At 43.4% G+C, this 22004-nt stretch carries 17 protein-coding genes and 1 riboswitch; of the genes, 10 read left to right on the top strand and 7 right to left on the bottom strand.

The features are described from left to right. Positions 1-105 precede the first annotated feature (105 nt). Entirely contained in the window at positions 106-585 is a 480-nt protein-coding gene (locus RB622_RS15330) for an Lrp/AsnC family transcriptional regulator (protein WP_254411737.1), read from the top strand. Positions 586-779: 194 nt separating this feature from the next. On the opposite strand, the gene RB622_RS15325 is transcribed toward RB622_RS15330, so the two are convergent. Then, the gene (locus RB622_RS15325; protein WP_308047448.1) at positions 780-1403 is read right to left on the bottom strand and encodes a hypothetical protein; all 624 of its coding nucleotides are present in this window, start codon (positions 1401-1403) and stop codon (positions 780-782) included. Between the two features lie 370 nt (positions 1404-1773). On the opposite strand from RB622_RS15325, the gene RB622_RS15320 reads away from it, so the two are divergent. The 3 genes from RB622_RS15320 to RB622_RS15310 all read left to right on the top strand — a co-directional run bounded on the left by RB622_RS15320 (position 1774) and on the right by RB622_RS15310 (position 4983). Beyond that, positions 1774-2388, top strand: a complete 615-nt coding sequence (locus tag RB622_RS15320) for a sigma-70 family RNA polymerase sigma factor (RefSeq protein ID WP_308047447.1) — start codon at positions 1774-1776, stop codon at positions 2386-2388. Beyond that, on the top strand, positions 2378-4006 hold the full coding sequence (locus RB622_RS15315) for a hypothetical protein (RefSeq protein ID WP_308047446.1): 1629 nt from the start codon (positions 2378-2380) through the stop codon (positions 4004-4006). The genes RB622_RS15320 and RB622_RS15315 overlap by 11 nt, the downstream gene beginning before the upstream one ends. A 92-nt stretch (positions 4007-4098) precedes the next feature. Further along, positions 4099-4983: a phosphatase gene (locus RB622_RS15310; RefSeq protein ID WP_308047445.1), complete on the top strand. Its 885-nt coding sequence runs from the start codon at positions 4099-4101 to the stop codon at positions 4981-4983. Between the two features lie 26 nt (positions 4984-5009). On the opposite strand, the gene RB622_RS15305 is transcribed toward RB622_RS15310, so the two are convergent. The 6 genes from RB622_RS15305 to metE form a co-directional block, all read right to left on the bottom strand. Further along, positions 5010-5378, bottom strand: a complete 369-nt coding sequence (locus RB622_RS15305; protein ID WP_308047444.1) for a hypothetical protein — start codon at positions 5376-5378, stop codon at positions 5010-5012. 111 nt (positions 5379-5489) lie between these two features. Next, positions 5490-5639, bottom strand: coding sequence for a DUF5989 family protein (locus RB622_RS15300; RefSeq protein WP_308047443.1), 150 nt, complete (start codon positions 5637-5639; stop codon positions 5490-5492). A gap of 25 nt (positions 5640-5664) precedes the next feature. Continuing rightward, positions 5665-6786 carry an SGNH/GDSL hydrolase family protein gene (locus RB622_RS15295; protein WP_308047442.1) on the bottom strand — a complete coding sequence of 374 codons (1122 nt, stop codon included), beginning with the start codon at positions 6784-6786 and terminating at the stop codon, positions 5665-5667. 36 nt (positions 6787-6822) lie between these two features. Further along, entirely contained in the window at positions 6823-8685 is a 1863-nt protein-coding gene (locus RB622_RS15290; protein ID WP_308047441.1) for a carbamoyltransferase, read from the bottom strand. A gap of 262 nt (positions 8686-8947) precedes the next feature. Further along, positions 8948-9346, bottom strand: coding sequence for an acyl-CoA thioesterase (locus RB622_RS15285; protein WP_308047440.1), 399 nt, complete (start codon positions 9344-9346; stop codon positions 8948-8950). 71 nt (positions 9347-9417) lie between these two features. Continuing rightward, complete coding sequence (gene metE / locus RB622_RS15280; protein WP_308047439.1) at positions 9418-11739, bottom strand: 5-methyltetrahydropteroyltriglutamate--homocysteine S-methyltransferase; 2322 nt, start codon at positions 11737-11739, stop codon at positions 9418-9420. A gap of 359 nt (positions 11740-12098) precedes the next feature. Next, positions 12099-12308: riboswitch (cobalamin riboswitch) on the bottom strand. Positions 12309-13398: 1090 nt separating this feature from the next. On the opposite strand from metE, the gene fumC reads away from it, so the two are divergent. The 6 genes from fumC to RB622_RS15250 all read left to right on the top strand — a co-directional run bounded on the left by fumC (position 13399) and on the right by RB622_RS15250 (position 21565). Then, the gene (gene fumC / locus RB622_RS15275) at positions 13399-14799 is read left to right on the top strand and encodes a class II fumarate hydratase (protein ID WP_308047438.1); all 1401 of its coding nucleotides are present in this window, start codon (positions 13399-13401) and stop codon (positions 14797-14799) included. A 102-nt stretch (positions 14800-14901) separates the two neighbouring features. After that, complete coding sequence (locus RB622_RS15270) at positions 14902-17274, top strand: glycoside hydrolase family 95 protein (RefSeq protein ID WP_308047437.1); 2373 nt, start codon at positions 14902-14904, stop codon at positions 17272-17274. A 226-nt stretch (positions 17275-17500) separates the two neighbouring features. Then, on the top strand, positions 17501-18016 hold the full coding sequence (locus tag RB622_RS15265; protein WP_308047436.1) for a hypothetical protein: 516 nt from the start codon (positions 17501-17503) through the stop codon (positions 18014-18016). Between the two features lie 169 nt (positions 18017-18185). Continuing rightward, on the top strand, positions 18186-19127 hold the full coding sequence (locus RB622_RS15260; RefSeq protein WP_308047435.1) for an NAD(P)-dependent oxidoreductase: 942 nt from the start codon (positions 18186-18188) through the stop codon (positions 19125-19127). Positions 19128-19190: 63 nt separating this feature from the next. Further along, positions 19191-20384, top strand: a complete 1194-nt coding sequence (locus RB622_RS15255) for a galactokinase (protein WP_308047434.1) — start codon at positions 19191-19193, stop codon at positions 20382-20384. Positions 20385-20410: 26 nt separating this feature from the next. After that, the gene (locus RB622_RS15250; RefSeq protein WP_308047433.1) at positions 20411-21565 is read left to right on the top strand and encodes an aldose epimerase family protein; all 1155 of its coding nucleotides are present in this window, start codon (positions 20411-20413) and stop codon (positions 21563-21565) included. The last annotated feature ends 439 nt before the right edge of the window (positions 21566-22004 follow it).

Here is a 22004-nt window from a genome sequence, read left to right as displayed (position 1 = left end):
TCAATAATTTGAAAAAAAATAGACGCTTAGTCTGTTTTTTGATCTTTACGTAAATTATTTATCTATATTCGAACATTATAATCGAATTGTAAAGATAATCTATCTATGTATAATCTGGATGAGACGGATTGCAAAATACTACACTACCTGCAACAGGATGCTACGCTGAAAACACGTGAATTGTCGGAAAAATTAAATCTGTCGTACACCCCCGTTTATGAACGGATCAGGCGACTTGAAAAAGAAGGAATAATCAAGAAGTATGTGGCACTCGTAGACCGGGAGAAAGTCGGCAAGAAGCTGATGGTTTTTTGCAACATTGCCCTGAAAGAGCACTCACTGACGATGGGAGAAAAGTTCGTGAAGGCTGTTTTGGCCATGCCCGAAGTCATGGAATGTTTTAATATCTCCGGTGATTATGATTTTCTGCTCAAAATAGTGGTAAACGATATGTCTCAGTATCAGCATTTTCTCATGCAAAAACTTGGCTCTCTCGAAAATATCGGCAGCTCGCACAGTCTGTTTGTGATGGGAGAAATAAAAAATACGTCGGAGATAGAAATGTTGGATTCGAAGACAAAATAAGCTAGCGGTTGGCGGTCGGCAGTCGGCTGGGTGGCTCGGCGAACAGACTAATTCGAAAAATGATATTTTTAGTTATCGGCGGAGCCAATAGCTGATCGCTGATCGCCGACTGTAAAATCTCATGAATTGGTAAAAAATAAATACGGAGCCGAAAAATCCAGCCCCGTATTCCAACTCACCCCTAACAAAATCTTTTAATGCCTTTTCGGACCTTTTCCTTTCAATGGTTTTTCCAGTTCTTTATTAAAACTGCCGTCAGCATTGAATAAGAGTACTTTGACCTTATTGTCAAGTACTATCCCTACGAAGTATTGTCCATCTGCATTTCTGCCTGCTTTTTTCACTTCGGCACCTGCATAATGGGCTGTGATATAGGTCGTTACCGCTGCCGGTAAGTCGACAAGTGCCACTTCTGTCAGTTTTGCTTTCTGCGCGTGGCGTTTTAGTTCTTCTTTAAAAGTACCGTCTGCGTTAAATATCAATCCCTTTGGCGTTCCATCCGCAAGCAGGATTGAAACGACAATTTTACCGCCTTCATCTTTTGCCGCAAATTTTATTTGTGACGACGGATAAGTTGTTGATATATACGTTGTAATGGATGCTGCCAGATCAGCAACTGCTACTTCTGTTAATTTTCCCTTGCAGGTATGCGTCGTAACCGAATCGGACTCTACCGAGAAACGCGCCGCCGTTGTGGCAACAGTTTCCAAACTCACGTCATCTGTATCAGCCGTTGGACTCATATCAGTGCTATCCTTTTGACAGGAGGCAAACCACAAACCCACCGATGCGATGAGCATTACAACCACCTTTTTCATAATCCGATTCGTTTTGAGTGTGAAACAGAGAAAGCTATGCTGCTTTTAACGGTCATTACGCCTCATGAAGGACGGTTGTTGCAAACTCAATAAATTTATTTGAAACTTTTTTACTGCCCAGAATCCCGACAAAATTCCTTCTGATGAAACCTTTTCAGCATTGGGATAGCATGTAAAAAAAAAGAATCATTCCATATTGAATATCAGACAGATAACGCTAAAATACGCAGGCCTGAAAATTGATCAAACGATCAAAAACATTAACTTCGTAAAAGATTTTTGGGAACCTGAAATTCTTTTGCAACAAATTGACAGACCTGGGCGTATCACTTAGTACAGATTCATATCCTAACAATTTGACATCCAAACTTTGCTATTTGGTAAGAAATCTTCCTTTAATGAAAACGATTTCGGAACGGTCGTTTCTGCATGCATAGCTGGTAACAACCAGGCTCAAAGGTATCTGTACAAACAATTTTTCGGATACTCAAAAAGCATTTGTCTGCGCTATACCTCGACGACAGAAGAGGCCGAGGAAGTATTGAATGAAGGTTTCCTCAAAGTGTTTAACAACATGGGAAAATACGATTTGGCGCATCCGTTTAAGGCGTGGCTTCGTACGATCATGGTGAATACGGCGATCAGTTATTACCGTAAACACAAAAAACACCACGAGGATATGATATCGCTTGAAGATGCACCATGTCCGCGTTTTGATGAAGATGTAGTGAGCCAGATAACAGCGGAAGAAATTTTACAGCTAGTACAGGGGATTAAGCCCATCTACAAAAACGTGTTCCTTTTATACGTTGTGGATGGTTACACTCACCGCGAGATAGCCAATCTATTGCAAATAAATGAGGCAACGGTGCGCTCGCATTATGTGCGGGCCAGAGCCAGGCTGCAGCATTTGATAAAACAGCATTACCCCCATCTTTTTCCAAGTGATTGGGGAATAAAGTCATTCAAGAGCAATGAAAACTGATAAATTTGAAAAAACTATACGCCGGAAGCTAGAAAGCATTACGCCCGATTTTCATGAAGATGACTGGACGAAAATGCAGAACTACATGCATGCCCATACGCCTCCGACGTTTTGGCAGCAGTATAGTTCATGGCTTGGTTATGCGGCGGCCGCCACCGTGACAACCGTCATGGCGTTTATGTATGTGAACCAGCTTTCCCAAAACAATCACCTGCAAAGTGATGTGAAACAACTCCAAAACCAGATCGAGCTTATAAAAAACAACCCGGCGGTTGTTCAGAAAACGGATACAGTCTATGTCGTTCAGCAACAAACCGTTGACCATACCACAAACGAATACACGCAGGAAAATCAAAGAGAAGAAAGGTTTGCACCGCAACAGGATAACCGGGATGCCGCGGAATCGCTGGCGCATACAGAGGATAAGGAAACAGGTTTAGGAACAAACGCAGGACAACCGTCAACCGATTTTGTTAAACCGGAAATGAATGAAAAACGGAACCTGCTTTCCCGGACTGAAAAAACAGGTCAGAATATTGTAAAAGAAGAAGTTATAGCAATTCCTGAAAATATTAGACAAAACAAAACAGGTAATGAAATTGCTGCTTCAACTGGTGTCGAGGTAAATTCCGGCAACAACGCAGGCGTCACCAATAAAGCCGGTAGCCGCGGAACGGGTGGCGACATCCATTCAGGGAGAGGTACTACTTATGGTGATCTCAACAATGTCCCGGCTAATAGCCGTGTAGTTTTCACAAAAACACTGGATGAAAAATTTGATCAGATTGCCACACAGACGCCAGTTCAGCAGAACAATTACCAGACGGTTTCCCGCAGGATGCAGTATGCGCTCGCACATCGTATTGCGCCAAAACAGATAAAAAATGTGTTGCTGGCAGCCAATCCGCCGACTATTAAACAGCCTGAATCTCAAAAGAACGTCACTTCAACCAAAAAAGCAGAAACAACAATACCGAAACTGAACCTGAAAGTCCCTTACCGTTTTGGCTTTGCACAGCAATGGGAAGGAAAAAATCAGTCAAAAACAGTCCTTGCCGAGGTGGTTGTGTCGAAACATTTCTCTTTTTCAGCAGGTTTGAGCTGGTTAAAAATAAAAGCGAAAGACTTTCACTCGGAAAAAAATTACCGGGAAAAAACACGGAAGAATTTCCGTGACGACTTCAATCCCCAGGTGATGCCTTTCGAAGGTATTGAAAATATCAATATCAAACCTTCCGTGGTCCAAATTCCACTGACGGTTGCTTACAGAAACGATCTTAAAAATAACTTCACTTTTTTTGTGGGTGCCGGAACAAACTTAACAGTGAAACAAAAGCAGGATATCACATTCGACAGTTACAGAGATATTTATATTCAGTCAGGTCCAAAACCATACATCGTGCGGGCTACCCGTAGTGAACAGATAACGGAAAAAATGAATTTAAACCTTGTTAATTCGTTGAATTTTTCGGCGGGCATAGAGAAAAGCTGGCATCCGGTGGTGTTGCAGGCAGAAGGTTATCTTTATACCTATTTTTTACCGCTTTCTCCACTGACTTCGCGCAGCGGTCCAGGCTTTAAAATTAAGTTTCTGTACCAGATCGGAAAGAAAATGTAAAAACCAGTCACTACGAATATGAACAGATTAATGAAAAGATGTTCGTGAAAAGATCTATTTTTGGTTTTTATTAACCTTATGACAGTTCTCTTTTGAAATTTGCGGCAATAGATATTGGATCCAATGGTGCCCGTATGCAAATATCTTCGGTTTTGCATGACGAAGGAATCACACGGCTTAAAAAAGTTGAGTACGTACGTTTCCCGCTCCGGCTCGGACATGATGTTTTTACAGAGGGAAGAATTTCTCCGCTGAGTGAAGACCGTATGATCAAACTGATGCTTTCTTATCAGTTGCTTATGGAACTTCACGAGGTCGAAGATTACATGGCCTGTGCTACTTCCGCCATGCGGGAAGCCGAAAATGGCTATGAAGTCCGGGCCAATATCGAACAAAGAACAGGCATCCATATCCAGATTATTGACGGCCAGCGCGAGGCTGAGCTTGTTAATAACGTCGTTGTTAAATCGCTGAGCGAGGGACAATATCTGCACATTGATGTAGGCGGCGGCAGTACGGAGCTGAACCTTTATCAGGACCGAAAAAAAATAATTGCCAAGTCCTTTAAGCTCGGGTCGGTTCGTTTACTCGAAGGAAAAGAATCAAAAACGGCTTTTCAGAAAATGCAGGAATGGATCACGAGGTACGTTGATCATTCACAACCGATTGAAGCCGTTGGAACTGGCGGAAACATCAATAAATTGTTCGATCTTTCATCCAAGTTATCAGAAAGCTCAACAAGCCTCGACGAAATTCTGCGTATGCGAAATTATATCGCACAATTTACCCTGGCCGAAAGAATCAACAAATTACAATTGAACCCCGACCGTGCGGATGTTATCGTGCCAGCCGGTGATATTTATACTTCTGCCATGAAATGGGCAGGAGCACAAGTTATTCACGTACCTGACGTGGGATTAAAAGACGGTATGCTCCAATTGCTTTACGACAGGGCTTCCAGAAAAAAGAGAGCCTAACATATGAGCCTTTTTTGAAAAAACTACTACCAGACCTGTTCAAGATCTTTCGAAGTGTATTTATGATTCCGGTCAATAAATACACTTTTTTTGTTTTCGCGTTTAAGCGACAATGGATTCTTCTTGCCAATTTTTGACATAATCGCTACGGGAACCAGGACGATAAAAAATACAATCGACAGCAAAATACGGCCGTTGATCGCACCCAGTACTTCCGCTATTTTATACCAGATTTTTACAATAAGATTGCCTCCAACCGGGATGGCGATGCTAATAACGCCCACCGCCGCAGCTCCAATCAAAAAATACGGATAACGGGATTTGAAAACAAAATACAACACCACCAGACCGGTTACGATCACCAGCTGTGCTTTGGTTTTTTCTGACTCACTCATTTGTTTAAATATAGGATATGAAAAACCCGGACTAACATATCAGACAAGACATGAAGCCTGTTAGCAATTGATTAAGCCATCAGCGGAAAACACCCTGACGGTTTAATTCTTTTAAAACAAAGTATAAATGAACGGTGCAACTGCCGAACCACCGCCGATAACGATCAATATACCAATTAATAACAACACAATAATGACAGGAGCAAGCCACCATTTCTTGCGTTCCCTCATAAAGGCGAATAAGTCTGTTAAAAAATCCATCTCTCTTATGTTTTGTATAAAGTTGTCAATTTTTTTTGATACTATCAAAAAGTCGGTCTGCAATCAACCCATTAAGCACGGCACTTGCATGACCATCATTTTTACCTACAACACGATCTTTATCAGGAAGTTTGGCAATATCTTCGTTTAAAGTCACCACGGTAACGCCATGTGCACGGAGATAATCTTCAACCGGTTTTGTATAGGATGCACTTTTATCCAGTTGAAACAGGAACGGAATAAAAACAGCATACATTTTTGCACCTGTGCTATCTTTATACGCTACCATTTTCGATAAGTCACGCAGGTGAGCGTTTAAAACCGTAGTATCTGTATAAGCTGTCTGTACAAATTTCTCAAACGTGCTGAATGCGGTATGTGGAAGCTGCCAGTAAATAAAGTTTGGTAAATAAAACCTTTTCACCAATGTTGCCATCGGCCCTTTCAGATCCCCGTAAGGCGCAGCGGCAGAAACAGAAAGTCCCTTTTCTCTCCCTGCTTTTTCAATATCGTTCGGAAAATACTGAAGCACAATCACATCGGGTTTGACAGGAAATGTTTCCAGGCGTTTGACTTCATCACGCGTATCTGCGCCTGAAACGCCAAGATTATATACTGTATATTGAGATTTCCCCAGTTTCTCTTCAAGTTTGTCGGAGAAACGATCGGAAACATTTTCCAAACCATGCCCGGCCGCGAAAGAATCGCCTACAACCAAAACCTGCTTTGCACCCGTTTGTCTGGTTATTTCCTTATCACGATACCCCAGTTTATTGACCGGCGCCCAATACTTTTCCCACCATATCTGCGAAGCTTTTGAGAGAACCCCTTCATGGCTTTGCGGAATATACATGAAAATATTTTCCAGGAAAATCAGCGTGATAATCAGTGGAACAGCGATTGTTGCAACATTAGCCATGAGGCCCCTGGCCTTGGTTTTGACAAGCCCGTAATAAAAGATTCTCAGGATTTCAATCACAATCAAAAGCCAGAAAAATGTCTTTGTCAAACGGATATATACGTTGTCGCTTTGCGGAGCGCCCGGGTATTGAAAAGTAACGTGAAAGCGATCCGGATAAAAAATAAAAACGAACAATACGCCCAGAAAAAGTATACGGATCAGACTGGTTAGAATTTTAGATGCCATGAAGTGTGCGGTTAATTGATTGGACAAACAGTTGGTTTAGTCTAAAACAAATTCTTCCTGCCAGTTATCTTTTTCCATCCATTCCGGTTGATTTTTCTTGTCAAAAATGTAATTTCCGACTACGAGGTAATCCATTTCTGTCCTCATAAAACAACGGTATGCATCATTTGGCGTACAAACAATAGGCTCTCCGCGCACGTTGAAACTCGTATTAACGACAACGGCATAGCCAGTCAGTTTCTTAAAAGCATTGATTAATTCATAGTAACGCGGATTGGTATCCTCGTGAACGGTCTGAATCCTGGCTGAATAATCAATATGTGTAACAGAAGGCAAATCAGAACGTTCGAAATACAATTTCTCACGCAAATCCATCGCATTGTAATCGGCAGGAACAGGAATCCTTCTGTTTTCAGCTACCGGGTGAACGAGTAACATGTATGGCGAAGCCCCGTCATAATCGAAATAATCCGCACAATCCTCAGCAAGAACCGAGGGGGCAAAAGGGCGAAAAGACTCACGGTATTTAATTTTCAAATTCAGTTTTTTCTGCATTTCTGCATTTCTAGGATCCCCCAGGATACTCCTTCCACCTAAAGCACGAGGCCCGAATTCCATACGCCCTTGAACCCAACCCACCACATTACCCTCAGAAAGTAATTTTGCAGCGTCGTCAGCGAGCTCTTTAAAGTTTTCGTAATGGGTAGAAACTGCTTTGTATTTTTTCGCAGCCAGTTCTACTTCCAGGTCTGAGAATGTCGGGCCTAGATAAGAGCCACGCATGGCATCAGCCTTCCAGGTAATCTTACGTTCCTGTCCAAAGAAAATGTGGTATGCAGCCTGAGCCGCTCCTAGCGCCCCGCCTGCGTCACCCGCGGCCGGTTGTATAAATATCTCCTTGAAGATATTGGCCTTTTGCAGCTTCCCGTTTGAAACACAATTCAACGCCACACCGCCTGCCATACATAAGTAATCTGCTCCCGTCAAACGCCTGGCTTCTTTGGCCATACGGATTACCGCCTCTTCGGTAATGTTCTGAATCGCCAGGCCTAAATTACAATGAATTGCTTCAAGAGTATCTTCGGGCCTGCGGGTCTTAAAGCCAAAAAGTGCTTCCCATTTATGCTCGTTAACCATCCTCAGGCCCGTTGCATAATCAAAATATTCCTGATCAAGCCAAACCGACCCATCTTCCTTTAGTTCAATTAACTCCTCAAGAATAATCTTCTCATATTTCGCAACATCCGGTGACGTCGGATCGCCATAGGGAGCCAGTCCCATTAATTTATATTCACCTGAATTGACTCTGAAACCAAGAAAATAGGTAAACGCGGAATATAGCAGTCCCAGAGAATGCGGAAACCTCAATTCCTTAAGGTTGGTAATATCTTTTCCTTCTCCCAGGCAGATAGAAGCCGTTGCCCACTCACCTACTCCGTCGATCGTTAAAATGGCTGATCGTTCAAACGGCGAAGGATAATAGGCACTCGCTGCGTGAGACAAATGGTGCTCCGGGAAAAGCATTTTCACCGGTTTTTTTTTATCATACCCGAGTTTAACAAGCTCTTCGTTGATCAGGCGTTTGAGAAACATCTTTTCCTTAATCCACACGGGCATAGCCGTTAAGAAGGATTTTATACCTTTTGGGGCAAAGGCATAATACGTTTCCAGCAACCTTTCAAATTTTAAAAGGGGCTTGTCATAAAATACAATAGCATCCAGCTCATTCAATGAGATACCTCCGTACTCCAGACAGAAACTGATTGCGTGGGAAGGGAAGCCCGGGTCGTGCTTTTTTCTTGTAAAACGTTCCTCTTGTGCGGCCGCAATTATTTCGGCATTATCAATAAGTGCCGCCGCTGAGTCGTGGTAGAAAGCCGAAATCCCGAGAATTTTCATCGAAAACTGGTTAAAAAAATTAAATTATAGTGTGAATTTGGACCACAATGATACATATAAATATATACAAATAGGAACAAGTCTCACAAAATAATATAGCTACCGGCAATACCAACTATTTAACGGTCGTATTAATTCTATAACATCATTTTATCCTATTTTTACCGATTACAGAAATTGCCTTTTGTAAATCCCCCACCCCTTATGTCAAAAAGGTATATCAGTATCTATTTGACTGTAACCAAATTAAACAATTTACAAACTAAATCTGCTCCTTACTCAAAACTTTTGTCGGTTTGTTTTGTTCATCCAAAGCCACAAACGTAAAACGCCCGGATACCGCTTTTTCTCTACCCTGTTCATACATCTGCTCTACAAAAATTTCTACTTGTACTTTCATACTTGTATTTCCAACTTCTACAACTTTACCTACTAGCTCAATAATCGTACCAGCAGGAATGGGATGTGTAAAGTCAATGCGGTCCGAGGAAACGGTTACACAACGTAAACGTGTAAAACGTGTGGCTGCGATAAATGCAACTTCGTCCATCATGGATAAAGCCGTTCCACCAAAAAGCGTGTCGTAATGATTTGTGTTATTTGGAAAAACTGTTTTAAAAACCCGGGTTTCCGATAATTTAATTCTGTCCTGTAAATCCATGATCTGTTGAAAAAAAATCTCCCGGCATCCATGATAACCGGGAGATTCTATATTATATTGATATAGTTTTATTACTGCGCTATTGTTACCGATTCGCGCAGCAAGTTAGCCGCAGTAATCATATTTCGCAAGGCAGCTTCAGTTTCAGACCATTGCCTGGTCTTTAAACCGCAGTCCGGGTTCACCCAAAGATTACGGGCAGGAATTACCTTTAATGCTTTTTCCAGCAAAACCGTAATTTCCTCGACGCTGGGTACACGTGGGGAGTGAATATCATAAACACCAGGTCCGATTTCATTTGGGTAATTGAAATCAGCAAACGCATCCAGTAATTCCATTTGCGAGCGGGAAGTTTCAATCGTGATTACATCCGCATCCATGGCAGCAATCGAATCTATGATGTCATTAAATTCCGAATAACACATATGCGTATGGATCTGCGTCTGATCGGCCACGCCGGCGGCACTGAGACGGAATGCATCAACAGCCCATTTCAGATACGTTCTCCAATCCGATTTGCGTAACGGCAATCCTTCACGGATCGCGGGTTCATCAATCTGGATTATTTTTATTCCTGCTTTTTCCAGATCAATTACCTCATCACGGATCGCAAGTCCTATCTGGAAAGTGGTGTCTTTTCTTGGCTGGTCATCACGCACGAATGACCATTGTAAAATCGTAACAGGGCCGGTTAACATACCTTTCACCAGTTTTCCTGAATTCGCCTGAGCAAAAGCCGACCAGCGAATTGTCATCGGGACGGGGCGTTCCACGTCTCCGAAAATAATCGGCGGCTTCACACAACGGCTGCCATAACTCTGAACCCAGCCATTTTCCGTGAAAACAAATCCGGAAAGTCTCTCTCCGAAATACTCCACCATGTCATTCCGTTCAAATTCACCATGTACGAGTACGTCAATACCCAACTCTTCCTGCCAACGGATCGAGCTGATTACTTCTTCCTCAATGCTGCTTTCATATTCTTCGAAAGACAAGCTGCCTTTTTTCAATCGCGCGCGCAGCTGACGTACATCGGCTGTCTGCGGAAAAGAGCCGATGGTTGTGGAAGGGAAAAGCGGCAATTTAAGTTTTTCAAGCTGAATGATTTGGCGGGAAGCAAACGGACTTACACGTTCAAAATCATTTTCCTTAATTGCAGCGACGCGTTCCTTCACTTCACTTTTATGAATTAAGGTAGAAGTCCGGCGGCTTTCAATTGCTTTTTGATTGGTAATAAATGCATCGGCAGCCTGATAATCCGTTCCCACAAGTTTTGCCAGTGTAGAAACTTCGTCCAATTTCTGTTTGGCAAAGGCCATCCAGTTTTTAATTTCCGGCGTCAGAACCGCTTCATTGTGTTCAAGATCCAGGTCGTGCGGACTGTGTAACAGGGAAGAGGAAGGCGCGACCAAAACGCGGTCTGTTCCTAAAACTGCCGTTGCTTTTTGAATAAAATCAAGCGATTTCTGGTAGTCGTTTTTCCAGATATTTCTTCCGTCAACAACACCAACTGAAAGCAGTTTGGACGAGTTAACGAATGCCTGATTTTCCAGAATTCCCGGTAAGCTTGCCGCGCCGCGTGTTACATCGATATGCAGCGCAGCAACGGGAAGGGTGGCAGCGAGTAAAAGATTGGCATCAAGTGCGCCAAAATAAGTTGCCAGCAAGATTTTTAAATCCGGAACGGCTTGGTGCATTTTACGATACGCAAATTGCAGTGTCTCTTGTTCCTCGTCGCCCAAATCCAAAACCAGGCAGGGCTCATCAAGCTGTACCCATTCGGCACCGCGCGCCGCAAGTTCCTGTAAAATTTCAATGTATACAGGAAGCAATTTTTCAATTAAACTGATCCGGTTGAACCCTTCCTCTTTTTCTTTTCCTAAAACCAAAAATGTAACCGGCCCAACCAGAACAGGTTTGGTAAAAATCCCTTTTTGTTTTGCATCTTCAAATTCAAGGATTATTTTATCCGAATAACGGTTAAATTCCTGTTTTTCAACAAATTCAGGTACGATGTAATGATAATTGGTATCAAACCACTTGGTCATCTCCATCGCCTTTATATCAAGTCCGTCACGCTGCACACCGCGTGCCATAGCGAAATACAGATCCAGTTCACGGTTTGATTTCCCGTCGATTAATTGCTGATAACGTTCAGGAATGGCACCCACCAAAAGAGCCGTATCCAAAACCTGATCATACAATGAGAAGTCATTGGATGGGATCAGATCAATACCTGCGTCTTTTTGCAGCTGCCAGTTGCGGTGACGGATTTCCCGCCCCACTTTCTGCAATTCGTCTTTGGTGATTTTGCCAGCCCAGAATTGCTCGCTGGCTTTTTTCAGTTCTCTTTGGCTTCCTACACGCGGATAACCCAAATTGTGTGACAACATAATACATGTGTTAAAGAGTTAATAAAAACTCTTTGGAATGCCCTACCCGTCCTGATTTAATTGAAAGTTGAGAGCGGCCGCCGCGCGGTTAAAAGCGGTCCGTCGCACGGTTTCTTTTGCCTAAGTGGCCGTTGGCTTTCGGAATCTCTGGTCATTATTAACCTCCTGACCGGAAATTATTCAACTATCTACTTGCCGCTGCGGCGGCCGCTAAATCAGTACGTTTTGGTATCAGGTTCATCAAAATGTTACGTACAAAAGTGACTGAACATATCTTCGAAAAATGAATTTTGAAGATAATAACCTGACAACAATACAATTGTAAAATCAATGCGTGACAAGACCCCATTCGTGAGGGAATGGCCATTGAGGGTAAAGGCAAGTCTCCTGGCTTGTGCCATTTTCACCGCCCTTCTCATCATAAACTATGACAATGGGTCGCGAGGGTAAAAACGTTCCTGATTAGCTCAGGACGGCACTTACAGTAGCACGACTGCCCGTGAATTTCACACGGTTCCTTTTTAATTTCTGCTTGTATGGCTGAGGGTACCAAAAGCGAAAACCATTACCCCGATTGACGGGCGTTCACAAAGAACGAGGGCAAAGTTATAGAAAAAAGAAGCCCGAAAAATCGACGTTCCGCATTTAAGTGAAGTGGTTACTTATAGAAAAAGGTAGTAGATAAATTATCTTTTTGGTGGGGTAAAATGGTTCGAAGAAAGTTATTTTTGAAACCGACCGCGAAATAAATCCAGATTTATTGAACCGTTTTTTGGCCAACCGACCAATTGGGTTGGATAGAATAATCGTAAATGTAAATCCAGCTTTTGCACCATAGGTACATCTCGCTGGGAGAAAACACGATTCGAGAAATCACCAGGCGTTCCGATGGAACGCTCCCCGCCGGGTACCATCACCAATGCTACCAACGAGATCTGCCGATGGCAGATAAAAAGCACGCTCCTAATTATCTTCAAGAAATCTGGCTCTGCTAAAACACAAATTATTCAAAGCCATTGTACCATAGGTACATCTCGTCGGTACAAAACACGATTCGAGAAATCACCAGGCGTTCCGATGGAACGCTCCACACCGGGTACCGTCACCAATGCTACCCACGAGATCTGCCGATGGCAGATAAAAAGCACGCTCCTAATTATCTTCAAGAAATCTGGCTCTGCTAAAACACAAATTATTCAAAGCCATTGTACCATAGGTACATCTCGCTGGTAGAAAACATGATTCGAGAAATCACCAGGCGTTCCGATAGAACGCTCCACGCCGGGTACCATCACCAATGCTACCAACGAGATCTGCCGATGGTAGATAAAAAGCACGCTCCTAATTATCTTCAAGAAATCTGGCTCTGCTAAAACATAAATTATTCAAAGCCATTGTACCATAGGTACATCTCGTCGGTAGAAAAGAACGGAATGATTAACCATCCAAGCGTTCCATTGGAACGCCTCGTGCTGCATACCGTCTACAAACCAGACCCGCCGAAAACATAAGTATTCACACTACTTCTTTACAACTCACAACAATTGGTTATAATTCATAAACATTTATCCACCAAAAAATACTAAAAAATCGGCATCCAACCCTAACTTTACCGTTCAAATCTGATTCATTCATTTTACATTATTATTACCTCATAAAATGGAATACCGCATAGAAAAAGATACCATGGGCGAAGTGCAGGTTCCTGCTCATGTATATTGGGGCGCTCAAACGCAACGCTCTATCAAGAATTTCCCGATTGCTCAGGATATCAACAAAATGCCTAAGGAAATTATCAGCGCTTTTGCTTACCTGAAAAAAGCGGCGGCGATCACAAATGCTGAGGCCGGTGTTCTTGCACAGGAAAAAAGCGATCTGATCGGACAGGTTTGCGATGAAATATTGGCTGGCGGACTGGAAGATCAATTTCCGTTGGTGGTTTGGCAGACAGGTTCGGGTACGCAGTCGAACATGAACTGTAACGAAGTAATCGCTTACCGCGGACACGTTTTGCAAGGCGGTGACCTGGCTGACAAAACCAAAGTTTTACATCCTAATGACGATGTAAACAAGTCGCAATCTTCCAATGACACCTATCCGACTGCCATGCATATTGCGGCTTATAAGATATTGGTTGACGTCACCATTCCCGGCATCACGAAATTACGCGATACTTTAAGAGCAAAAGCAGAGGCTTTCAAACATGTTGTTAAAATTGGCCGTACCCACTTCATGGATGCAACGCCTTTAACACTTGGACAGGAATTTTCAGGCTATGCATCGCAGCTGGATCATGGTCTGCGCGCAATTTCTCATACGCTTGCCCACCTTTCAGAACTTGCTTTGGGTGGCACTGCAGTTGGGACGGGAATCAACACGCCGACCGGTTACTCGGAAAATGTTGCACAGCATATCGCTTCGCTAACAGGTTTGCCTTTTATCACGGCTGAAAATAAATTTGAAGCACTGGCCGCGCATGATGCGATCGTTGAAGCACACGGCGCATTGAAAACAGTGGCGGTGAGTCTGATGAAAATTGGCAATGATATCCGCATGTTGTCTTCCGGCCCGCGCTCCGGAATTGGCGAAATTCATATTCCCGACAATGAACCCGGCAGCTCTATCATGCCTGGAAAAGTAAATCCGACACAATGTGAAGCGATGACCATGGTAGCCGCGCAGGTGATGGGAAATGACGTGGCGATCAGCATCGGAGGTTCGAACGGACATTTTGAACTGAATGTTTTCAAACCTTTGATGGCTTACAACTTCCTTCATTCTGCCCGTTTGATCGGTGATGTTTGCGTTTCTTTCAATGATAATTGTGCTGTGGGTATCGAGCCATTGCACGAAAACATTAAGAAACACGTGAACAACTCATTGATGCTCGTAACCGCTTTGAACACTAAAATAGGTTACTACAAAGCAGCAGAAATTGCCCAGACGGCCCATAAAAACGGTTCAACTTTAAAAGAAACCGCCGTTGCGCTGGGTTATCTGACGCCTGAAGAGTTTGATGCGTGGGTTAAACCAGAAGAAATGGTTGGTGAAATCAAATAATTTCAGGCTTCTCTGATGGAATTTTGAATAATATCATAGCCCTGCGCTTTTGCGTGGGGCTTTTTATTTACTTTGTACTACAAATTCCTAAAATACTTCTTTATGTTATTTAACTTTTCAAGGCTTTTTCTGATTGTCATTCTATTTTTCCAGACTTCGAAAATTGCTTATTCGCAGAAGACAAATAATCAAAATGGTTTAAAACTTTGGTATGATCAGCCGGCAACCGACTGGATGACACAGGCTTTGCCGATTGGCAATGGTTATCTTGGCATTATGTTTTTCGGAGATCCCAACGAAGAGCGCCTGCAATTTTCGGAAGGAAGTTTGTGGGCAGGCGGGAAAGGCGCTAACGAAGAATACAATTTCGGACTTCGGAAAGATGCTTATAAAACGCTGCCAAAAGTTCGTGCGCTACTTGCGGAGGGAAAATTAAAAGAGGCGGATAAGCTGGCCGGCGCAGAAATGACTGGCATTATTCATGAGAAAAAAGGCAACACGCCTTCCAGTGATTTTGGTGCGCAACAAACCATGGGTGATCTCTATGTCAGTGTTTCGAACAAGGGGGCAATTAAAAATTATCGCCGGGAACTGGATATTGCCACGGCAACAGGAAAAGTGAGTTATGAAGCCGGTACTGAAAAATTTGAAAGAACCTTCTTCGGAAATTATCCTTCAAGGGTGATGGTTTACACGTTCAAATCAACATCGGCCGAGACTTATTCAATCCGTTTCAAGACGCCGCATCATACGGAATATGAAAAATTTGAAAATAACCAATACGTTTTCGGTGGCAGTCTGAAAGACAACAAACAAGAATTTGAAACGACTTACCGGATTGATACCGATGGCAAAGTAAATTATGAGAACGGAATTGTCACGGTCAAAAACGCGAAGAAAGTTTCGCTGATCCACACCGCCTCCACCGACTACACTTATCAATTCCCTACCTATAAAGGAAATTTATACAAAAAAATAAATCAGCAGGTGATGGCTGCTGTGGCGGGCAAAAATGACATTTCACTGCAAATTGAGCAACAAAAGGATTATAAAAATCTATTCGATCGGGTTTCACTAAATCTTGGAACAGCGTCTGAGAATTCAGTTCCAACGGACAAAAGACAAATCGCTTACTTCAAGGGAAATACAGATCCCGGTTTTGAAGTATTGTATTTTCAGTACGGAAGATATCTGATGATTTCTTCGACGCGCCCGGGAACAATGCCCATGAGTTTGCAGGGAAAATGGAATGACAGCACTGACCCACCCTGGGCCAACGATTACCACACCAACATCAACATCCAAATGTTGTACTGGCCGGCAGAAACAACCAACCTTTCGGAGTGTTATCTTCCTTTGTCTGATTTCACCAAATCGATAGTTGAGCCTGGAAAACTGGCTGCAAAAGAATTTTTCAACACGCGTGGCTGGACGGTCAATACCATGCTGAATGCTTATGGTTATACTGCTCCCGGATGGAGTTTCCCCTGGGGATTTTTTCCCGGTGGCGCCGGTTGGTTAAGTCAGCATTTATGGGAACATTATGCCTTTACAAACGATGTTGTCTATTTAAAAAACACTGCTTATCCAATTTTGAAGGAAGCTTCTTTGTTCTGGATTGATTATCTGACAAAGGGAAAAAGTGGATACCTGGTTTCTTCTCCCTCTTATTCCCCTGAACATGGCGGGATTTCCACCGGTGCGTCTATGGATCACCAAATTGCATGGGACGTCCTTTCCAATACCATTCTGGCGAGCAAAGTTTTAAAAACGGACGCCGAATTTGCTTCGCAGGCACAAAAAATAAAAGATCAGATCCAACCTCCGCAAATTGGCCGCTGGGGACAATTGCAGGAATGGAACGAGGATGTGGATGATTCTACCAATAAACACCGTCATGTTTCCCACCTTTTTGCGCTACACCCTGGCCACCAGATTTCATTGACAGAAACACCTGCGTTTGCCAAAGCAGCCAAGGTGACGCTGAACGCAAGAGGAGATGAAGGAACGGGCTGGTCGCTGGCATGGAAAGTTAATTTCTGGGCAAGATTGCAGGATGGAAACCGTGCTTATTCTTTATTCAAAAGCATCCTGCGTCCGGTCGGTGATAAAACAGAAAACATGATGAATGGTGGTGGCTCGTATTCCAATCTTCTTTGCGCGCATCCGCCATTTCAATTGGATGGAAATATGGGCTCGACGGCAGGCGTTGCCGAAATGCTTTTGCAATCGCAGGCTGGTGTGATCGAGTTATTACCTGCTTTGCCGGACACATGGCCAACCGGAGCAGTGAAAGGGCTAAAGGCACGCGGAAATGTTACCGTGGACCAGCAGTGGAAAGCAGGGAAATTAGTTTCCGTTACGTTAACCGCTGGAGATTCCGGAAAACAAACGTTAAAATCAGGGGCGAAAACATTGGAGGTTAACTTGGTCAAGGGCCAGGCTAAAACCATTTCTGCCAGTTTGTTTAGGTGATTAGCCATTGGGTCGAGTTGGTTGTGTCACCCCTTCGGGGTTGAAATGAGAGCGCCCCCTACTGTTTCCTATAATACTGTCATCCCTTTGAAATTAGAAAGCCAGCGAAATCCCGAAGGGATGACAGTATTATAGAACATGGAATAATCTCTGTTCCGCCCTTTTCAACCCCGAAGGGGTGACAGAACCCACACCAAAATTCTGGATACTAATAAACCGAATAACGATGAACATCCGGGACGAACTTTTAAAACAACAAATTCACTTCAAAAAACACGCCCTGGCCATTACTGAATTTGCGGTTTCTTCTGATGAAAATTTCAAAGAACTGATAAACTGTTTTCTTTCAAAAGATATCCGTCTCGCACAAAGGGCCGCGTGGAGCGTCAACTGGGCTGCACAGAAAAAACCAGAAATCATTCAGCCCTACATCGGTGTATTGGTTGACCAGTTGAAGAAAACGGACGGCCATAATGCCGTAATCAGAAACAGCCTGCGCGTACTCGAAGATCTGACCATACCGGAAGAATTTCATGGCGAGGTAATGGATGCCTGTTTTACTTTCCTTCAAAAACGAGATACAGCCATTGCAATTAAGGCATTTGCCCTCACTGTTCTTTTTAAGCTCTCAAAAATTTACCCCGAAATAAAAAACGAACTGCGTTTCATTATCGAAGAAAATATGGATTACGAAACAGCGGCTTACAAATCAAGGGGAAAGAAAATCTTGGCTAAATTATAAGATTTACCGTGAAAAGGATTAACCGGTTAGTTTGCCGGTTGGCTTTGATAACGTAGCTTTAAGGGTTGATTTATAAAATCATTGTCAGGAGGTTATAAATTTCTGTAAAAGATAATTCGAAAAAAAACAGGTAAAACCGGGAGATTCTCCCTCTTTAAACATAGAAACGATGTTCATATACTGTCATGCTAACCTTGATGAAGTACTTCGGAGCCGATTATCGGAAGTACTTTCTCCAAAATATACTTTACATTTTCAATCAGATACGACATCAAAAACTGAGGCCAGGAGTTTCTTTAACAAGGCCGATTACCTATTGGGAAACCCTCCATTGGACTGGTTTTCAGAGCCGCAGAACAACCTGAAATTCTGGCAGCTCGATTCGGCAGGTTTCGACCAATATGCATCCGTGCCGCTAAATGAACAAACGAAAGTGGCCAATATGGGCGACTGGTTTGCCCGTCCCTGCGCTGAATCGATTATTGGAGGGATTTTGGCTTTGTATCGCGGACTGGATAAGCTGACATTATTAAAAGAAAAAACGGAATGGATCGGCACCCCGTTACGCGCAAACCTGCGGTTACTTTCAGGACAGCAAGTTGTGATTTTGGGTGCGGGAACAATTGGCAAGACTGTCCATAATTTTTTGCAGGGATTCGGCTGCACGTTGCATATGATGGCCCGAACCTCTCCCGATGCGGATATTCATTCGAAAGAGGAGTTATTTGACATTTTGCCAAATATTGATCTGGTAATCAACACCTTGCCCGGATCGGCCAATCAGTTTGTTGACCAGACCTTTTTCCAGACTATGAAAAAAGGCAGTGTGTACGCAAGTGTCGGGCGTGGCAGTACAACCGATGAGCTGGCATTGATAGCGGCGCTTCATTCGCAGCACCTGGACGGAGCCGTTCTGGATGTAACCGAGGTGGAGCCTATTCCAAACAACAATCCGTTATGGAAAATGGAAAATGTCATTTTAAGTCAGCATACCGGCGGAGGTCATGCCAACGAACACGTTGGAAAAGTCGATCTGTTTTTGAACAACATGATGACGATCGAAAACGGCGGCAGTCCGATCAATGAAGTAAATCTTGCCAAAGGATATTAATTAGGAATTGAAACGATTATCCTTTACATCAATCTTAACGGATAATCTACAACTAAAATATAGATGATAAGTACAGAATCCAGTACCGCAGACAGAATACGGACTAAATATCTTGAACATTTCGGTGGCGATACCAATGCTCAGGACTTCCGGCTTTTCCGCTCACCGGGGCGCATTAATTTAATTGGCGAACATACGGATTATAACAATGGGTTCGTATTGCCGGCCAGCGCAGACAAGGCTGTCTATTTTGCTATTGCTCCCCGTGCCGATAATCAGGTTGTTTTATACGCCGTTGATTTAAATGAAACGTACACCTTTTCCGTTGAAGACATTTCCAAACCTGATCAGAAATGGGCTCATTTTCAACTGGGTGTTATCGAACAGATTTATAAAAATGGCTTAAATATCGGTGGATTTCAGGCTGCTTTTGGTGGTGATGTACCACAGGGCGCCGGGATGTCATCGTCAGCCGCTCTGGAATGCTGCCTGTTGTTTGCGCTTAACGAAGTTTTCAGTCTCGGACTTGACCGGTTTTCCATTGTAAAACTGGCCCAGAAAGCCGAGAATGAATATGTTGGCGTTCAGTGCGGGATTATGGATCAGTTTGCTTCCGCGTTTGGCAAAAACGAAGCCGTGATCCGTTTGGACTGCCGTTCACTGGAATACGAATATTTCCCATTCCCGATGGATGAATACCTGATCGTCCTTTGTAATACGATGGTGGAGCATTCTCTGGCAAGTTCCGAATACAATACCCGCAGACTGGAATGTGAAAAGGGAGTTTCCATTCTTCAAAAATATTACCCGGAAATCAAAAGTCTGCGTGATGCAACACCTGCACAAGTTGACGAACACAAGGGTGAACTGGGCAATGTCGTTTACCGTCGCTGTAAATTTATGACGGAAGAAATCGAACGTGTGCAGGTTGCCTGTGATTTTCTGACAGCAGGCGATCTTATCCGTTTTGGCGAAAAAATGTACGAAACACACCAGGGCCTTCAACACGAGTATGAAGTAAGCTGCGAAGAGCTTGACTTTCTGGTGGAACAAACTTTGGACGACGATTCTGTGATCGGAGCCAGGATGATGGGGGGCGGTTTTGGTGGCTGTACGATTAATCTCGTCAAAAAAGATGCTGTCGATCGTTTCGAAGAAAAAATGAAAAAAGTTTATCAGGAAAAATTCGGGATCGATATGCCATGCTATCGTGTGAGGATCACTGACGGAACTGAGGAAATCATACAGAAAGCTTAAACCATCATATTTCCGGAAATACCTTTATGAAAAAACGATCATTTATACTCGCTGCACTGATCGGGATAGGCCTGATGAGTTGCTCAAAAACCAAAAACGAAAACGAAAGTAAAACAATGACCAGTACGATTTCGAAAGATGTATTCGGAGATCTTCCGGACGGCAAAAAGGCAGACCTTTACACGCTGACAAACGCCAATGGAATGACGGTTAAGATCACCAACTACGGTGGAATTATCACAGAATTAACCGCAAAAGACAAAGATGGAAAATGGGAAGATGTAGTGCTCGGCTTTGATTCCCTGGCTCCTTATCTGGGCGAACACCCCTTCTTTGGCGCGCTGGTTGGCCGTTTTGGAAACCGTATTGCAAATGGAAAGTTTACTTTGGATGGCAAAACGTATAATTTACCGATCAACAACGGACCAAATTCGTTGCATGGCGGTATTAGCGGTTTTAATAAAAAACTCTGGAACGCAACGGAGATTAAAAACGATTCGATCGTTGGTCTGGAGCTGACTTATTTGAGCAAAGACGGGGAAGAAGGCTATCCGGGAAATCTGAACGTAAAGGTTATCTACACGCTTTCAAATGAGAATGGACTTCGTATTGATTATGAAGCGACAACGGATAAAAACACTGTTGTTAATTTAACAAATCATTCGTACTTCAACCTTACTGGGCTGAAACGTGATATTCTGAACCATGAAGTTTCAATAAAGTCGGACAGCCTGGTGCCTGTTAATGCGATGCTCATTCCGACTGGAAAGCTTTTGAATGTAAAAGGAACGCCATTCGATTTCAACGAGCCTACACTTGTTGGAAAGAGAATTGACGACAACACCGATGTGCAAATCAAAAACGGTGGCGGGTATGATCATTGCTGGGTTATCAACCGCGCGGCTGACAAAAGTTTATTGCTTTTCGCAACCGTAAAAGATCCTGAAAGCGGCCGTTTCATGGAAGTTTACACTACTGAACCTGCTGTGCAGTTTTATACCGGCAACTTCCTGGATGGAAAATTAACGGGGAAGGGCGCGACTTATTCAAAACGCTTTGGCCTTTGTCTTGAAACTGAACATTATCCTGATGCCCCAAACCAGCCTCAATTCCCGACAACGGAGTTAAAACCGGGTGAAACTTATAAAACTTCTACGGAGTATAAGTTTTCAGTGAAGTAAGCAATCAAAAATAATATCAGGAACAGCCGACGGAGTGAATCTGCCGGCTGTTTTTTTATCAATTATCTTGAAAGTAAAGGCTATGGCTAAAGCCCGAAAGTTTCGAGCGAGCCTCCCCCAAGGCTGAAGCCTTGGGTTATAATCCATTCGCCCGTCAGAGCCAAATCAATAAAGAAGAAAATTGGGGATCGCCAACCGAGTCAACGCAAGGTTTCAATCCTCGAACACGCTAACCCTCCACAAAGAAATCAACCCAAGGACTCAGCCCTGGAAACCTGGCAATCATATTAACCCAAAGTCCCCCAAGCATAGTAAACCACCGCAAAGGTGCTAACCCAAGGATTCAGCCCTGAAAACCCGGCAACCATATTAACCCAAATCTCCCCCACCGAGCATAGTAAACCGCCGCAAAGGTGGCTAACCCAAGGATTCAGCCCTG

It is taken from the genome of Dyadobacter sp. LHD-138, assembly GCF_030929615.1.
Lineage (GTDB): Bacteria > Bacteroidota > Bacteroidia > Cytophagales > Spirosomataceae > Dyadobacter.
The sequence above is the reverse complement of the archived record's forward strand: the minus strand, read 5'-3'. Positions and strand labels throughout refer to the sequence as shown.

What these genes read in the sequence shown, in the direction of transcription:
- RB622_RS15270 (WP_308047437.1), top strand. Translation starts at nt 14,902, where the DNA reads ATGTTATTTAACTTTTCAAGGCTTTTTCTGATTGTCATTCTATTTTTC.
- RB622_RS15300 (WP_308047443.1), bottom strand. Translation starts at nt 5,639, where the DNA reads ATGGATTTTTTAACAGACTTATTCGCCTTTATGAGGGAACGCAAGAAA.
- RB622_RS15260 (WP_308047435.1), top strand. Translation starts at nt 18,186, where the DNA reads ATGTTCATATACTGTCATGCTAACCTTGATGAAGTACTTCGGAGCCGA.
- RB622_RS15285 (WP_308047440.1), bottom strand. Translation starts at nt 9,346, where the DNA reads ATGGATTTACAGGACAGAATTAAATTATCGGAAACCCGGGTTTTTAAA.
- RB622_RS15325 (WP_308047448.1), bottom strand. Translation starts at nt 1,403, where the DNA reads ATGAAAAAGGTGGTTGTAATGCTCATCGCATCGGTGGGTTTGTGGTTT.
- fumC (WP_308047438.1), top strand. Translation starts at nt 13,399, where the DNA reads ATGGAATACCGCATAGAAAAAGATACCATGGGCGAAGTGCAGGTTCCT.
- RB622_RS15330 (WP_254411737.1), top strand. Translation starts at nt 106, where the DNA reads ATGTATAATCTGGATGAGACGGATTGCAAAATACTACACTACCTGCAA.
- RB622_RS15295 (WP_308047442.1), bottom strand. Translation starts at nt 6,786, where the DNA reads ATGGCATCTAAAATTCTAACCAGTCTGATCCGTATACTTTTTCTGGGC.
- RB622_RS15255 (WP_308047434.1), top strand. Translation starts at nt 19,191, where the DNA reads ATGATAAGTACAGAATCCAGTACCGCAGACAGAATACGGACTAAATAT.
- RB622_RS15265 (WP_308047436.1), top strand. Translation starts at nt 17,501, where the DNA reads ATGAACATCCGGGACGAACTTTTAAAACAACAAATTCACTTCAAAAAA.
- RB622_RS15305 (WP_308047444.1), bottom strand. Translation starts at nt 5,378, where the DNA reads ATGAGTGAGTCAGAAAAAACCAAAGCACAGCTGGTGATCGTAACCGGT.
- RB622_RS15250 (WP_308047433.1), top strand. Translation starts at nt 20,411, where the DNA reads ATGAAAAAACGATCATTTATACTCGCTGCACTGATCGGGATAGGCCTG.
- RB622_RS15290 (WP_308047441.1), bottom strand. Translation starts at nt 8,685, where the DNA reads ATGAAAATTCTCGGGATTTCGGCTTTCTACCACGACTCAGCGGCGGCA.
- RB622_RS15315 (WP_308047446.1), top strand. Translation starts at nt 2,378, where the DNA reads ATGAAAACTGATAAATTTGAAAAAACTATACGCCGGAAGCTAGAAAGC.
- metE (WP_308047439.1), bottom strand. Translation starts at nt 11,739, where the DNA reads ATGTTGTCACACAATTTGGGTTATCCGCGTGTAGGAAGCCAAAGAGAA.